This window comes from Nostoc sp. S13, assembly GCF_029379315.1.
Lineage (GTDB): Bacteria > Cyanobacteriota > Cyanobacteriia > Cyanobacteriales > Nostocaceae > Nostoc.
The window spans coordinates 26808-41167 of sequence record NZ_JAQYWQ010000060.1 but is presented as its reverse complement, the minus strand read 5'-3'; the positions used below and the strand labels follow the sequence as shown (position 1 = coordinate 41167).

Sequence of the window (14360 nt, the reverse complement as noted above, 5' to 3'; positions counted from 1 at the left end):
AAGGTATTTTCTCAAATCTAAACAACAGAATAATGCAATTGTCGGCTTTGAGGCTCTTTAGCTGATGACTAATTGTAACCACAAATACTGTTTGTAAATTAATTTCTCAGCGCAAGTAAATTGGCCAAATGTATGATATTCTTTATTTATAGGGAATCTAAATCGCTAAAGCACAAAGGATCTCCAAGCACTTGCGCTCTAGTGAAGAAGTCAAATCCCATAAGTTAACCAATGATTTGATGAACTGATGGTCTTGCTCCACAAGTCTCTGGAGGATTGGGGAAGTAGTTGATCGGTAGTAGTTCCAGAGTTCGGGGGGACTTTGGTCTACTTGCAGTTCATCAATCTCTTTTGGGATAAACCCTTTATTCTTTACAGATAGTTTTTTCTTAAATCCTTACAAAGAATTGAAGAATCGAAGTTTTGGCGAATGAAAGAATAGAACAAGCAATCGATAACTGTGTTTGCGATTCAAGCAACTGGATAAAACAAACTCAACTCAATATATATGTGGATGAAATACCCTGTCTTTAAAAGAAATCAAAACATGGTTAAGGGTGTTTTTCAATTTCCAATTCTTGTTAGTGAACAATAAGATACCCGATTTCTTGGAGAAGTCGGGTATCTCAGCCTTGAGATTTTTACAGATTAACAGGACTTACGCAAAACATAACGAAAGTAGCGGTGATTCATGAATTATCGCTATGCAAGAATAATATTTTTGGACATATCTTGTGTGAGTACTGATTAAATAGGAATGCTATGTTTTGGAAACGTAAAAGCCTAAAAAAATATGAAATATTTGACACGTTTACACCCTAACTTCAAAAAGCGAGTAAAGCATCAGGTTTAAAAAATCGTGAAATTGGGAAAATATTTGTCAATATTATTGACGAAGTATTTAAGATTTACACATTATTTAAGGATGTGATCTAAATGACTAAACCAAAAACAACCCGTAAATCTGTTCACGATCGCATCCTAAGTACAGCATCAGGCTTATTTTACCGAGAGGGAATTCGCAACGTCGGTATTGACAGAATCGTTGCGGAATCTGGCGTTGCTAAAATGTCGCTCTACAATAATTTTAAGTCAAAGGATGCATTGATTGAAGCGTGGCTGCGACAACAGGATGAACAATGGTGTGAATGGCTCAAAACAGCGATTGAGCAACGAGCTTCTAATCCATCCCAACAACTATTGGCAATATTTGATGCGTTACGGGAATGGTTTGAGGGCCCAGATTTCCGAGGTTGTGCATTCATTAATGCATCAGTGGAACTAGCCAATGCTGACCATCCTGGACATCGAGTGGCATTAGAGCATCAACAATCAATCTACCACTATATCAAGAGCCTGGCTCAAGCCGCAGAAGTTTCATCACCGGAACAGTTAGCCAGGCAACTGCTTCTTCTTGTGCAAGGTGCGATCGTGGTTGCGATGATGGAAGGAAGTTGGTCAACCGCTTCACAGGCAAAAAAAGTGGCGGCAATCTTAATCCAGACTGCATCAAAATCCAGTGCTACATGAAGTCTATTATATGATTTAATGTAAAAAATCACACTGCAACTAAGTTCGGAGCAGTCAGAGATGAGAATTCATTACTTACAACATGTGCCATTTGAAGGACTTGCTAGTATTGAACAGTGGTTGACAAAGAAAAATCATATTCTCTCTGCAACCAAGTTTTATAACGGTGATACTTTACCATCTGTTGATGACCTAGATTGGGTGATAGTAATGGGTGGACCGATGAATATTTACGAGGATGATAAATATCCTTGGTTGATTTGGGAAAAACATTTTATTCAAGAAGCAATCAATAAAAATAAAATAGTTATTGGCATTTGTCTTGGTTCGCAGATAATCGCTGATGTTTTAGGTTCCAAGGTTTACAAAGGTCAGGAAAAAGAAATAGGTTGGTATCCGATTAAAGTGACAATAGAAGCACAAAATTATCCTGTTTTTGCATCATTCCCTGCGTCTTTTACTGTGTTTCATTGGCATGGTGATACTTTTGACCTACCACGGGGTGCTGTACAACTAGCCTATAGTGAAGTATGTGCAAATCAAGCTTTCATTTATGCAGATAGAGTATTAGGTTTACAATTTCACCTAGAATCAACTCAAGACAGCGTTAGGCAAATTATTGAAAATTGCGCCTCTGAATTAGTTACAGGTAAATATATTCAGAAACCCGAAGAAATGCTTGCACGGGATGACGATTTTAGTAAAATAAACACTGCCATGTATAAAATTTTAGAGTATTTTGCTACTTTGACAAGATAAATTATTATTTATTACGTAATAAAGCTGCCCATATTTAAAGGAGCGATCGCCCTACCTGCCACTTCGTTTTTCTTACTTTCATGCCGTTGTAGAGACGCGAAATTTCGCGTCTCTACATTCTTTTTCGGAGATGTCTACTATACTGCGATCGCGTTAGCGCAGCCAACCATCGTTGTGAGTACTGCCAAGCTCCTGAAGTCGTTTTCAATTTTCCGTTTGAGGTGGAGCATATTATTCCAATTTCTCGGCAATGACTATCATCGTCCGACGCTAGTATTTAGAGAATTCGCTACACCTCTGAATTCGTGTGATGTTCGTAATAAGGACGAGCGATCACTTACAATAGCGATTTTGATCTAGTGTGTGTAGGCGTAGCCCGTCGTAGACATCGCCCAACTCATGAGCGGAATTGACCGAGATATCACCCCAGATCCCCGACTAAGCCTAATTGATCGCCATTTGCCTAATAGCTCTCAAGTCCAACGACTGCTGCACAGAGAAGGCAGAGCGCATGTATTTAATGATTACGAAACCCTAGAACGAGTCACACAAGCTATTATTGGAGGGGGAGAGCGAACTGGAATAGATGATGAAGACGACGATTACGAACGATATGGACTCTACTTTTCAGAGCCGATCGGTTACATAATTAAAGCAGATGGGAGCCAAATCCCACTTTACTACGGTGAGATCAAAATCGTAAAGACGACAGGTGAGTATCATGCAATCCCACGCACCAGGCCTCGCAGAACAAGCTAAAACCTGGAAATTTCTAGAACTCTGGGTTGATCCAGTTCTTTTTCCACCTAAGATTCTCATGTTAGTTGGCGATCAAGATGGCACTTGTCGTATTTTTAACCCTGCATCTGACTATAAACTTATAGTCACTCACTCTAATTATCAAGCTGCCCAAGAATGGCTTCTTGAAGATGAATATGAACGAGTTAAGGGGCTACTTTTGGCTGAAGAAGTTCTTTAATCGTGACAACTCTCCCGCTAACCGCAAGCAGTGTAGCGGGAGCATCTCAGATTCACAAACGATATTAGATATCTTTTATTGCAGGATTAAAATAGAGCCATCATTGGTAGGATACTCAATGCCCCTAAGTTAAGTTCTTTTGGTGCCCCAGCTAATTTAATTAGTTTGTTTAATAGAAGACTAGCTGCTATTAAAGGTATACACCAACCATTACTTAACCACATTAATACAATAAAGGTAGCTATAATTATTCCTTTATTTAAGAAATTAGGTACTAAGTTATGTACATTGATATACCAGATCATTATATTATTAAACATTAAGTATCCTATCAGTGAGAGTGAGAAAGAAGTAAGAATGATTCCGATACTTTCTAAATCATTGAAATCAATATTTAGGTTGCTTCTATTTGAAGTTACTGCACTTTTAGACCCTTTTATAGCTAATAAGATGGTTAAACCTAAAGCTGAAGATACTGCTGGAACTAACAGAACATATGTTACTCAGTGTAGCTGCAAAGTATGGCAAGAATAGCGATGAGTACAAAATGGCAGGAGGCGTTCGTCGAAGCGATCGCAAACGTCCGGTGCGTCAGCCTAAACAAGGGGCTGTTGCTTGATAAATTTGAGTTTTACCCCACCCTAATCCTCCCCGATGGATTAGGGAAGAAACTGGATTTCCTGTTTCCCACCAATGAACGGGGGATTAAGGGGGGTAATAATAGCAAAATAATATGACAAATAGCAAAAGTGAAAAAATGGGTAAAGTAACTACCACAATCACTATTACTAACCAAATTGACCAAACTCTCGCAGAAAGAGGATTTATTCCCACACAACAAATACGCTCAATTACTTTACATGATGTTTTAGTTGACACAGGTGCAACAAGGCTGTGCTTGCCTAAAAATATTATTCTTGATTTGGGATTGCCTCTGCAAGGAGAAGTAGATGTAAAAATAGCTACAGGAGTACAAAAAGCTCGGGTTTTTAAAATGTTAAATCTTTCAGTTGAGGGAAGAGAAGGGACATTCAATTGTATTGAATTACCAGAAGGTTCAGATCCGTTATTGGGATTAATACCTTTAGAAGATTTAGGATTAGAACCCAATTTACAAAATCAGAAATTGCGAGTTTTGCCAGTGGAAGGAAAAGATACTTATTTAATGGTTTTGTAGGTGAATTTGGGACACCACGAAGAAGCAGTTGCATCTTACGACTAAGCCTGTAAATCAACCATACTAGTAAAATTAAGTAATGCTTCGCTCAAATCTTTGATGTTTCAGTACATTAGACATCTTCAGAAATTAAATATGCGTTATCTAGAACCCTTATAAAGACGCGGAATTTCGCGTCTCTACATTCTTTTTCGGAGATGTCTATTAGAGTAACAGAGAGTAAGAGTTGAGAATAGCTGATTTTTAAATTCTGTATCTCAATTCAGCAACGCAATTTTTTCTAAACAAAATGTGCATCTGCCGCATTAAATGCTAGTTTAATCATTTGATGGGGATATACATTGCCGGATATATGATTCCGAGGCACTCTGGCGATTAAAGTTTGTTCTCCCACCTTAACCCAAATACTACAAATCCCAATACCATTTAAAACCCGTTCTATTAGCCCTTCAATAATTACTGACCAAGGTTTATGCAATATTGAAGAATTTACATCGTAAAGATTGAAAGTATCGCCAGATAAACAACATGAAGTAATTGGCTTGGTGATTTCCCCAGGATATAAAAACTCTATCCCGTTTGCAAATTTGATAAAACTTCCACGGTTACTGCGTTCTACTCGACACGGAATAATATTATCTATCCCTACCAGTCTGGCCAACTGCTCGTTAGCTGGTCGGCGGATGATGGTTTCCAATTTATCATCCTGTACAATATATCCGTCAAATAATGCGATCGCTCGATCAGCAAAATGCAATATATCTGTAAAATTATGACTGACTAATATGACTGCTGATCCCCTCGCTTGCGCCCATTGTCTAATTTTCTCGATCATCTGGGGACGTATTCCCACATCTAAAGAGGCAGAAGGTTCATCCAAAAGCAGTAATTCGGAATCAGCAACTAAACCGCAGGCAATACAAACCCGCTTTGCTTCACCACCAGAGAGAGAACGAGCTGACTGATTTGCCAGGTGTTCACAGCCAAAAGTTGCAAGTGCAGTATGTACCGTTTGCTTAATCTTGTGTGTTGGTGTTCCGCGAAACTTTAATACCTTGGCAACATTATTAAAAACAGTGTCATCCAGTAGTAATGTTTCCTGAAATACCAAAGCCGAACGACGACGCAACAATGTTTTATTGGTATTGCGAACATCCAGTCCAAATAATTGCATCTCACCACGGTAAGGTTGCAAAAGATTGATTGTTCTTAACAAAGTGCTTTTACCCGCGCCATTGGGGCCAAGTACAGCGATTAGTTCCCCTGGACGGACTGCAAAATTTTCAATTGACAGGATATTTTTACGTGTTTTGCTATCGACGCTCACCTGCCGCATCTTTAGGACATACTCATTAGTACTCATAGAATTTTCCTGTCATGCTGTAGGATAGTCAGCAATACGATCACAGTGTATGTGATGATCAGAAGAATGTATGCGATCGCCATTGCAACATCATAATTTCCTTTCCCTACTTCCAAAACTATCGCTGTAGTCAGGACTCTAGTCTGTCCTTTGATATTGCCGCCCACCATCATCGATGCACCAACTTCCGAGATGACGCGACCAAAACCAGCCATGATTGCAGCCATTAACCCTAACCGTGCTTCCTTGATTAGCAAGCAGTTGACTTGCCACTGTGTCGCCCCCATTGATAACAGTCGCCAGCGTAGTTTCGGATTAATACTGATAATTGCTGTAAAACTGAAGCCAGCTACAATTGGAAAAGCAATGATCGCTTCGGCTATAATCATCGCTGTGGGCGTGTACATCAAATCAAGATTTCCTAACGGGCCAGACCGCCACAAAAACACACTGACAAATAAACCAACTACAACTGGCGGTAATCCCATACCAAAGTTAATCAAACTAGTCAGAGTCTGCTTGCCGACGAAATCCACTAATGCTAGCCACAGTCCTAACGGTAGTCCCAGTAAAACGCTAATGGCTGTAGCTATTCCAGATACGAACAATGTCATCGTCATGACTTGGAAAACGTCACTATCGCCACTGGTTAATAGCTCAAGAGCTTTCACAGCCCCTTCGATGATTGTATTCACCTAAAAACCTCGCAAGAATGTGGAAGCCGCGCACCTTTAGGTCGCAGAGGAAACAAGACTCGGCTATTTAAAAATAGCCATCACCTGTGATATAACTTATCTTATGGAACAAGTACTGACACTAGTTTGCAAGCTTAACCACACTCCTGAACAAGTTGCCCAAATAGAGGCAACTTTGAAGGCGTTTGCGGATGCTTGCAACTATGCCAATCAGCAAGTTAAACCTCAAATAACAAGCAAGACAACCATTCAAAACATGGTCTATCAAGACTTGCGTTCGTTGTTTGGGTTGTCTGCTAATTTGGCTGTTAGGGCTTGTGCCAGAGTAGGGGCGAACCGCAAAACAGCAAAGCAGCAAAGTAAACCAGTCAAAGACTTTAAGCCTACTAGCGCCGACTACGACGCTAGAATTTTTGCATTTAGGGAGAAAGACTGGAGTGTTAGCCTGACTTTGCTGGATAGTAGGGAGCATATCAAGATTGATGTCGGCAATTACCAAAGAGGAAAGCTCAAAGGTAGTTCCCCGACATCGGCGCAGTTGTGTAAACATCGTAATAATTCTTACTACATTCATATTCAAATCAAAGATGAAGCACCCCAACCACTTAAACCAAACAACGTTATTGGTGTGGATTTTGGGCGTAGAGATATCGCCGTAACCAGTAACGGCGACAAATGGGACGGGAAACAAATCAATGATGTTAGAGACAAGTTCTCTAGGGTAAGGACTTCTCTCCAACATATTGCGTCGAAAGGCACAAGATCTACTCGCCGTCGAGCGAGACAGATTTTGCAACGGCTGTCGGGGCGTGAGAGAAGATTTCAGCAATGGCTCAACCATCAAATCAGCTACCGAATTATTCAGCAAGCGAAATCCACCAAAGCAATTGTTGCTATTGAAAACCTGACAGGGATTAGGGAGCGCACCAATCAGCAACCTAGAAACAAGGTTGAGCGCAGACGCTCTAATTCTTGGTCGTTTTATCAATTGCGGTACTTCCTTGAGTACAAGGGCATTAAGGAAGGAGTGGAAGTAGTTGCAGTGCCACCAGCCTACACTAGCCAAACCTGCCACCAGTGCTTGTACATTGGGTTGAGGTCGGATAAGCGTTTCAAGTGTGGTAACTGTTCTTGGCATGGTGACGCTGATTTGAATGGTGCAAAAATGATTTCTCTTTTGGGGCAGTCTGTAAGCCTGCCTGGAGGTTCGGGTTATTTGTGCTGTGAACTCAGTACCGATAGCTCAGGGCTACTGAAAGCCCGGTGTCTTTAGACCGGGGTAAGCTTACAAATACAAATCTCTTAAAAAATTGGGAAAGAATACTCAAATATGCAGTCAAGCAACCCTTAACGATCTGATGCTCAAGTTTTTCTAAAAGCCGTAATCTTTCTCTGTTTTACCTGCATCAACATAAAATAGCGGTTGTTTGAACTCTTTTTTCCCGTGGGCTGCAATCAGTGTCTGTCCTTCAGGAGATAAGACATAATTAATAAATGCTTTAGCTCCTGCACTGTTCACTTTGGGGAATTTCTGAGAATTTACTTCCATGACATGGTACAGATTTAACAGTTTCTTATCTCCTTGCACCAGTATTGGCAAAGACAGGTTTTTCTTTTGAAATATATAGGTTGCTCGATCTGCTAAGGTATATCCTAGTTTTTGATTAGCGACTTGCAAAGTTTGCGCCATTCCTGAACCTGTTTGCTGATACCAACTGCCTGATGGTGTGACTTTTGCCTGTTGCCATAAATCTTTTTCTAGTTTGTTAGTACCTGAGTCATCACCCCGCGATACAAACAATGCTTGATTTTTGGCAATCAGGGAGAATGCTTCTACAGCATTCTTTTTCCCTCGGATCTTTGCCTTGTCTGCATCTGGGCCAACAATTACAAAGTCATTGTGCATTACCAAGTGTCGATTAATTACTGCTCCACCTGCCAAAACTTTGCGTTCGGCTTTAGGTGAATTGACAAATAGCGCGTCAACCTCACCTTTTTGAGCCAGAGCCAAAGCTTGTCCGGTGCCGACTGCAACCTTTTTCAGTGTATATCCTGTTTTCTTTTCAATCGCCGGAACTAAATCATCTAACAGCCCACTGTCCTCAATGCTGGTTGTCATCGCCACAATCACATTTTTATTAGTTGACGACTGTGCAATAGCTGGCTTTTGCTTGACCAGTATATCACTAGCTTCACCACTCAGAATCACCAAGCAACACGCCAAACATGCAATGAAAATTCTCCGAATCATAGAACCTCTAAAAATATATGATTTACGCATTGACACAGTAATAAGCTGTTACACAAAATCATTAAAGATTTGCTACAACTTCCCCAGTCTTACTGATGTCATAACCACCGAGAATTTGTAATTGCGATCGCACTAGCCGATTTCCTAAGATATTGAGAAACTGCTGTACTGGTGATTCTTGCAAATATTCCTTAAAAATCACCAAATCGTATCGCGCACTATGAAGGGGAATAAATCCCAAACCAAAGGTAGCAGCTATAGATGCCGTACTGATACCTGCATCAGCGATTCCTGAAGCTACAGATAAAGCAACATCTTGATGGTTGTGAGCGATTTGGTCAAATCTTTTCATAGCCTCCAATGGCACTCCTTCTTCTTGCAGTTTCCGTTCTAAAAGCATCCGATTGCCAGAACCCACTTCATGGGTGACAACAGTTGCTCCAAATTCTACTAAGTCGGAAACTGTTTTAACTCCCATTGGGTTTCCTGGTGGGACTAATAATCCCTCTTGCCAAACTCCAAGGGTAATTAAAACTGCACTCCTACCAGCTAAAGCTTCTCGCACAAAGGGAATGTTATGTTCCTCAGTTTCGGGATCATATAAGTGCATCCCTGCAATGTGAACTTCACCTCGGCATAGACTACGCAATGCAGGCTTGCTATGAGTCAAACGATAATGAACTCGCAGTTGCGGATACCAGCGTTGAGTTGCTCTTGCTAAGAGGGAAAGCACAGGTGTACAACCAGCAATCACAACTGTGTTGTGCAATTTGTCCATATTATCCAGAAGCCGAACCAGGACTTTATTTGTACCTGTCTGGTTCTGTGCTTCACCCTCCACCTGAAGCTCGTTCTTTGCTAACACTGACGGTAATGGCAGTTTGCTTATATTGGGGAACCCGTCCACCCCTACAGGTGATGCTCCTACGGACGCTCGTTCGCCTTTGGCATCTCCCCTTGGGAGAAGACTCGCTACCGATTCGCTTGCGCTAACACCACTCCCGACAATGGCGTGGCTGACTGCAACTATCTCACCCTCCGGGTTCAGCAGTTTGTTTATGCCTCTTAACCCGTCCACCGCAACTACTTCACCATCAGATGGAATCATTTCGATGCAAAAAGCATCTCTGCCTAATAGGGGATAAGCTATCCATCGATCCCCAATCCGCGCTACAATAACTTGTGATTGCTGTAGGTTAGGGGACGAATCGGCAAGAATCGCCTCAATTTTCGGTAAATCCTCCTCTGTTAGCCAGAATAAGTCCTCAACTTGGCAACCAAGTGCCTTAGCTAAACGCAAAGAAATAGTAACAGAAGGCGCACATTGTCCCGTTTCCACAGCACCAATAGTCTGACGGGTTACGCCAGCTATATTAGCTAACTCTTGCTGACTCATCCCCAGACGATTCCTAATTGCCTTCAGGTTATTGCAAATATTCATATCCTGTTTTATGAAGCTGTATCTCTCCGTTAGAAAAAGCCGTAGCGGACATATCTCATTTAATCTGACTTGAAAAAGGGTGTAGGGGAAAGCCGATTTTCATAACTGATGGTGAAATTTTTCATGATTGACTGCCTAAGTAATAGCAAGGTTTTCTATAGGACTTCTATTTTATTTTTGAAAAAACTCAGTACACCTTTATTATTTCTTCACCGTTCCCTATCTCTATGAGTGATTCACCAAATAAAATCGGATTGCTATAGTGTGTGCCTTTTCTGCTGGAAGTCGTGTTAATGCTTTTGTAATTTTATATACATCTTGTCATAATACTTGCCAAATTTTTGTTTTTGCGGGAAGTCAAGTAATTTCTAGACTTTTTGTTAGTTTATTACTATTTTTTATCCCTTCGTAGCAAGCATATCATACACCTAGCCAAAATAATTGCTAAAATAATAAAAAGTTTCCCTGGTATTTTCTTATGAAAAGTGTATTTATAGCTACAGAATTTGTCCTGATTTTGTCGGAATGATGAAGGATTTTAAGCCGAAATATTTTCGTTCAACCTACCTGTGTCCATATGTCAACCATCAGATTTTTATTAGTGATGGCTCCGCTTGCCACAGCAAAAAGTCGGAGCGGCGGGCTACGCCAACGGCGGAAGCCGCCGCAGGCATCTGAAATTTTCAAGACAGGCATTGCATTTCAAAAATTGATTACTGAGCACATGCTACAGACTAAATACCTAGTTGTAGGTAAAGGACACATTGGTTTAGCGACAGCTGCCTATTTGAGTAATCAAGGACATACTGTTTACCTTTTCTCTCGCCGTTCTTCCATTGTTGCCCAGACAAAAACCATTCACTCAATTGGATCAGTTTGTCCCGGAAGTTATTTAGTTGCAGCTTGTTCTAATAACATTTATGAGTTGGCTGCACTAAATGGTGGTAAACTTCCACTCAACGTCCTGATCTGTTGTCGGGGTCAAGACATCGAACCCTACGCCAGGATTCTAGCTGAATATGTCAATCCTCAAATGAACGTTCTGGTTTTCTGTGCTAGTCGCTTTGCAGGTCGGGTTTTTTGTAAGGTACTCCAGAGACTGGGAATAGCTAAAGAACAGTTGCCTGCTGTGGGTGATGTCAACAATACTCCTTTCGTCAGTCGCGGTAATACGGAGGATAAAATTAGGATTAGCACACTTACCAACAAATTCTTTGTGGCGGCTCAGAACCGAAGTATGACAAATCGAATTGTGAGCGCTTACCAAGCTGTGTTTAGTAATTTATGGGCTGCTGCTTCGGTTTTAGAAATTAATCTTAATAAAGTTAATGACATTATCCACCTTCCCCTGCTTCTGGTTTCATTAGCTAGATGGGAATCTGGTGAGGATTACAATCTCTATGATAACCTTGGTTCGCGTACTGTTGGACTAATTGACCACCTCGATCGCGATCGTATGACAGTAGGTGAAGCACTGGGAGTCCTCAACTTAATTGATATCAAAAGCCACTATCAAATCGCATATGGAACCACCGGATCATCGCTTTATGAACATATGCAGCAGGTTGGAGCCTACTCCAATACGACGCTGTGTAACCCTCATCACCGCTATTTAGTTGAGGATCTGCCTTATGGCTGTTTTCCCCTACAAGTTTTAGCTCGCCTAACTGGAGTAGAAACACCATTTCTGGACAGTTGCATCACAATCGGAAATAAGTTCCTTGACATACCTCTAGAGTGGAACGCTGAGTTTCTGGAATTGGATCGGCATCAGCTTAGTCAACAACTTTAATGGTATTACCATCTTTAACTGCCCTGCTATTCCCCAAAGTTGAATTTGATTGAGATTTTGTGGCAGTCTATTAAATATAAACGTATTGATAAAATGCTTACTCTAGTTGGAAAACTTTTATCGCATATGTTGAAAAATTTCTTTGATAATTTGGAAAAAATTATATAATTAATTTTGTCTAACTACTTCAATCATCTGGGTTGTGACAATTATAAAATAGCTCTTAGTCAAGTGATTAAGGCAAGGAGATTATTGAGGAAATACAGCTATAAACTTATGAAATTTTCTCCTTAAAAATAAATTCTATCTACAATTTGCTATTTTATAAATCAGGATATAATTAATTTATTAATAAAATATTATCTTAGTTATATGTACGTTAATAAGTGGTTTATATTTATTATTAGAATGGTGCAATTTATTCGTTAGAGAGTTAGCTAATGACACAAACAACTCAATACGCACACTATATGCAGGCTGACCAACGCCCTAGTATCAAGGAGCCAATAGAACTATCACCTTTAGTAGGTAATTGGGTCAATACTAAATCGGATACTAATTATTTGGTGCGGGTGGTTCTGACTGAAAAAGATGGTCGCCTTGTGTTTCAGGGTTATGGAGCCAACGAACCCTCACCAATTGATTGGGGTGAGACTGAGGCAGTGGCTTACGCTGTCGGAAACTCACTTATAGCAGGAGGATTCCACGCTTTTTACAAGCTAGACGGCATTGAGACACATCTGGTGGCAAACCAAAAATTGGGAATCTTGGTAATTCAGTCCTATACCCGCTACGTAGATAGTAGTGGTCGAACTGATCATTTTGCTCGTGAGTTTTTTCATCGCTAGTAAGAAGAGGAAGATTTCAAGATGGAACGAAACGAAATTTACGGAAACCAGCCCAAAGACACCGTGATTGATTTCACGCCTTATTTAGGAACCTGGATAAACTCCAACACCAAGACTACATGGATCGAGAAATTTACCCTAACCAAGCATAATGAGCAAATTATTATGCACGCTTATGGTGCCGAGTCCCTCAAAGATTGGGGTGAAACTGAGGTGACACCGTTTGTAGATAATATTAATGAGAAGGCTTTCTGTGCAAGATACGATCACGATTCAGTGGAATCTTTGTTGGCAGCGAACATGAACAAAGATTTGTGGGTTATTGCTGCGTTTCACAAGTTCAAGGATGGCAGCCAACCTAATTTTCTGTGTCGGGAGTTTTACTATCGGCCGGACTAAGAGGAATAATAATCATTGTAGAGGGTAAGGAGTCAGGACTGCGATCGCAGTCCTGACTCCCGTTTTTGTAATAAGTTCAATTATATATAGTTCAAGTTTTTGAGTATCTAAACAATGCTCCGCAAAATTAAACTATATTATGGCACTCGACCTAACAGTTTCAGAGGTAACGGCGGAAACTTTTACAATGTGGCTCGAATCAAAAAAGGCTGAAGTCATTGTGGCTGTATAAGAATAGCGTATTCTAGCCTCAAAATTCAACATCCGAAAGAACAATAAAGACCTTGTTTTTTGCTCCTAGCTGTAATAGATAGTCGAAAAGTCTCACAGGAGCAATATAAAAAGTGGCTCACTAATAAGGCCGTGGCATACGGTATTGAGCCAAGAGCCTTCCTCGATCGTAGTTACTGCCCATGCTACAACTTGGCCTATTGCCCTGAATACAGAAATGGGACTCAGTACCATCAACCCAACGGTTCTTATGGTAGGAAAAAACCTGGGTCTAGATGGTTTCAGACTGATTCGAGAAATTATGCTCCCTGCTGCATTGCCTCACATCTTAACAGGCTTGAGAACTGCTTGGGCTTTTGGTTGGCGCACCGTGATTGCATCTGAGTTAGTGTTTAGTTCGGGGGGTGCTACTAGCGGTTTGGGATGGCAGATTAATAATAGTCGCAACTTTCTGCAAACTGATCGCGTATTTGCCGCATTAGTGGTAATTGCAATTTTGGGTTTAGCTGTCGATTATATTTTTCGATTAATTGAAATCAAAACAGTGCAAAAATGGGGTATGAAACGTAGTTAAACTATCACCGAACAAGGCAAAATAACTTTAAAAACAGTATTTGTAGTTAGAATTAGTCATTAGATAGAGAGTCTCAAAAACCAATAAATGCACTTTTTGTGTTGTTTTTATTTGAGCAATTATCGCCGATTTTTCAAAAAAAAACATCCATAATCAACGGAGAATTTAAATTATTCATCTCCTCATACACAGTTAGAATAGTCTGTCTATTACCATTACTAATAATAAAACTTTTAGTATAATAATTATAGCTTTAAATCTAGACAGAACTGTCTATTTGTAACTGCTTTTATGCTTAATATTGCAATATAAATTCACATA

The 14360-nt window shown here is 40.3% G+C and carries 15 protein-coding genes; 11 read left to right on the top strand and 4 right to left on the bottom strand.

The window, feature by feature from the left end; translation table 11 throughout:
• Positions 1-936 precede the first annotated feature (936 nt).
• From PUQ00_RS18770 to PUQ00_RS18745, 6 genes are all read left to right on the top strand, one after another.
• Positions 937-1530: a TetR/AcrR family transcriptional regulator gene (locus PUQ00_RS18770; RefSeq protein ID WP_300419353.1), complete on the top strand. Its 594-nt coding sequence runs from the start codon at positions 937-939 to the stop codon at positions 1528-1530.
• 60 nt (positions 1531-1590) lie between these two features.
• Positions 1591-2289 carry a type 1 glutamine amidotransferase gene (locus tag PUQ00_RS18765; protein ID WP_300419352.1) on the top strand — a complete coding sequence of 233 codons (699 nt, stop codon included), beginning with the start codon at positions 1591-1593 and terminating at the stop codon, positions 2287-2289.
• 399 nt (positions 2290-2688) lie between these two features.
• Positions 2689-3048 (top strand): hypothetical protein, encoded by a 360-nt coding sequence (locus PUQ00_RS18760; RefSeq protein ID WP_300419351.1) that lies wholly within the window; start codon positions 2689-2691, stop codon positions 3046-3048.
• Positions 3011-3268: a hypothetical protein gene (locus PUQ00_RS18755; RefSeq protein WP_300419350.1), complete on the top strand. Its 258-nt coding sequence runs from the start codon at positions 3011-3013 to the stop codon at positions 3266-3268. The genes PUQ00_RS18760 and PUQ00_RS18755 overlap by 38 nt, the downstream gene beginning before the upstream one ends.
• 496 nt (positions 3269-3764) lie before the next feature.
• Positions 3765-3887, top strand: a complete 123-nt coding sequence (locus PUQ00_RS18750; protein WP_300419348.1) for a hypothetical protein — start codon at positions 3765-3767, stop codon at positions 3885-3887.
• A 114-nt stretch (positions 3888-4001) separates the two neighbouring features.
• Entirely contained in the window at positions 4002-4445 is a 444-nt protein-coding gene (locus PUQ00_RS18745) for a retroviral-like aspartic protease family protein (RefSeq protein ID WP_300419346.1), read from the top strand.
• A 280-nt stretch (positions 4446-4725) separates the two neighbouring features.
• Here PUQ00_RS18745 and PUQ00_RS18740 read toward each other — a convergent pair whose 3' ends face one another.
• A complete protein-coding gene (locus tag PUQ00_RS18740) occupies positions 4726-5808 on the bottom strand; it encodes an ABC transporter ATP-binding protein (RefSeq protein WP_300419344.1) in 1083 nt (360 codons plus the stop codon).
• On the bottom strand, positions 5805-6503 hold the full coding sequence (locus PUQ00_RS18735; protein ID WP_300419342.1) for an ABC transporter permease: 699 nt from the start codon (positions 6501-6503) through the stop codon (positions 5805-5807). The genes PUQ00_RS18740 and PUQ00_RS18735 overlap by 4 nt, the downstream gene beginning before the upstream one ends.
• A gap of 103 nt (positions 6504-6606) precedes the next feature.
• Here PUQ00_RS18735 and PUQ00_RS18730 point away from each other — a divergent pair, with 103 nt between their 5' ends.
• Positions 6607-7776, top strand: coding sequence for a transposase (locus tag PUQ00_RS18730; RefSeq protein ID WP_300419340.1), 1170 nt, complete (start codon positions 6607-6609; stop codon positions 7774-7776).
• A 99-nt stretch (positions 7777-7875) separates the two neighbouring features.
• On the opposite strand, the gene PUQ00_RS18725 is transcribed toward PUQ00_RS18730, so the two are convergent.
• Complete coding sequence (locus tag PUQ00_RS18725) at positions 7876-8754, bottom strand: substrate-binding domain-containing protein (protein WP_300419338.1); 879 nt, start codon at positions 8752-8754, stop codon at positions 7876-7878.
• A 61-nt stretch (positions 8755-8815) separates the two neighbouring features.
• A complete protein-coding gene (locus tag PUQ00_RS18720; RefSeq protein WP_300419355.1) occupies positions 8816-10207 on the bottom strand; it encodes a substrate-binding domain-containing protein in 1392 nt (463 codons plus the stop codon).
• Positions 10208-10772: 565 nt separating this feature from the next.
• Between PUQ00_RS18720 and PUQ00_RS18715 the strand changes: the two genes are divergently transcribed.
• From PUQ00_RS18715 to PUQ00_RS18700, 4 genes are all read left to right on the top strand, one after another.
• Positions 10773-11987 (top strand): NAD/NADP octopine/nopaline dehydrogenase family protein, encoded by a 1215-nt coding sequence (locus PUQ00_RS18715; RefSeq protein WP_300419336.1) that lies wholly within the window; start codon positions 10773-10775, stop codon positions 11985-11987.
• 440 nt (positions 11988-12427) lie between these two features.
• Positions 12428-12835: a hypothetical protein gene (locus tag PUQ00_RS18710; RefSeq protein ID WP_300419335.1), complete on the top strand. Its 408-nt coding sequence runs from the start codon at positions 12428-12430 to the stop codon at positions 12833-12835.
• Between the two features lie 21 nt (positions 12836-12856).
• Complete coding sequence (locus tag PUQ00_RS18705) at positions 12857-13234, top strand: hypothetical protein (RefSeq protein ID WP_292769143.1); 378 nt, start codon at positions 12857-12859, stop codon at positions 13232-13234.
• A gap of 376 nt (positions 13235-13610) precedes the next feature.
• Positions 13611-14039: an ABC transporter permease subunit gene (locus PUQ00_RS18700; protein WP_300419331.1), complete on the top strand. Its 429-nt coding sequence runs from the start codon at positions 13611-13613 to the stop codon at positions 14037-14039.
• Positions 14040-14360 lie beyond the last annotated feature (321 nt).

Coding starts and splice junctions, on each gene's coding strand:
- PUQ00_RS18760 (WP_300419351.1), top strand. CDS start 2,689: ATGAGCGGAATTGACCGAGATATCACCCCAGATCCCCGACTAAGCCTA.
- PUQ00_RS18730 (WP_300419340.1), top strand. CDS start 6,607: ATGGAACAAGTACTGACACTAGTTTGCAAGCTTAACCACACTCCTGAA.
- PUQ00_RS18740 (WP_300419344.1), bottom strand. CDS start 5,808: ATGAGTACTAATGAGTATGTCCTAAAGATGCGGCAGGTGAGCGTCGAT.
- PUQ00_RS18765 (WP_300419352.1), top strand. CDS start 1,591: ATGAGAATTCATTACTTACAACATGTGCCATTTGAAGGACTTGCTAGT.
- PUQ00_RS18725 (WP_300419338.1), bottom strand. CDS start 8,754: ATGATTCGGAGAATTTTCATTGCATGTTTGGCGTGTTGCTTGGTGATT.
- PUQ00_RS18745 (WP_300419346.1), top strand. CDS start 4,002: ATGACAAATAGCAAAAGTGAAAAAATGGGTAAAGTAACTACCACAATC.
- PUQ00_RS18705 (WP_292769143.1), top strand. CDS start 12,857: ATGGAACGAAACGAAATTTACGGAAACCAGCCCAAAGACACCGTGATT.
- PUQ00_RS18755 (WP_300419350.1), top strand. CDS start 3,011: ATGCAATCCCACGCACCAGGCCTCGCAGAACAAGCTAAAACCTGGAAA.
- PUQ00_RS18710 (WP_300419335.1), top strand. CDS start 12,428: ATGACACAAACAACTCAATACGCACACTATATGCAGGCTGACCAACGC.
- PUQ00_RS18750 (WP_300419348.1), top strand. CDS start 3,765: ATGTTACTCAGTGTAGCTGCAAAGTATGGCAAGAATAGCGATGAGTAC.
- PUQ00_RS18715 (WP_300419336.1), top strand. CDS start 10,773: ATGTCAACCATCAGATTTTTATTAGTGATGGCTCCGCTTGCCACAGCA.
- PUQ00_RS18770 (WP_300419353.1), top strand. CDS start 937: ATGACTAAACCAAAAACAACCCGTAAATCTGTTCACGATCGCATCCTA.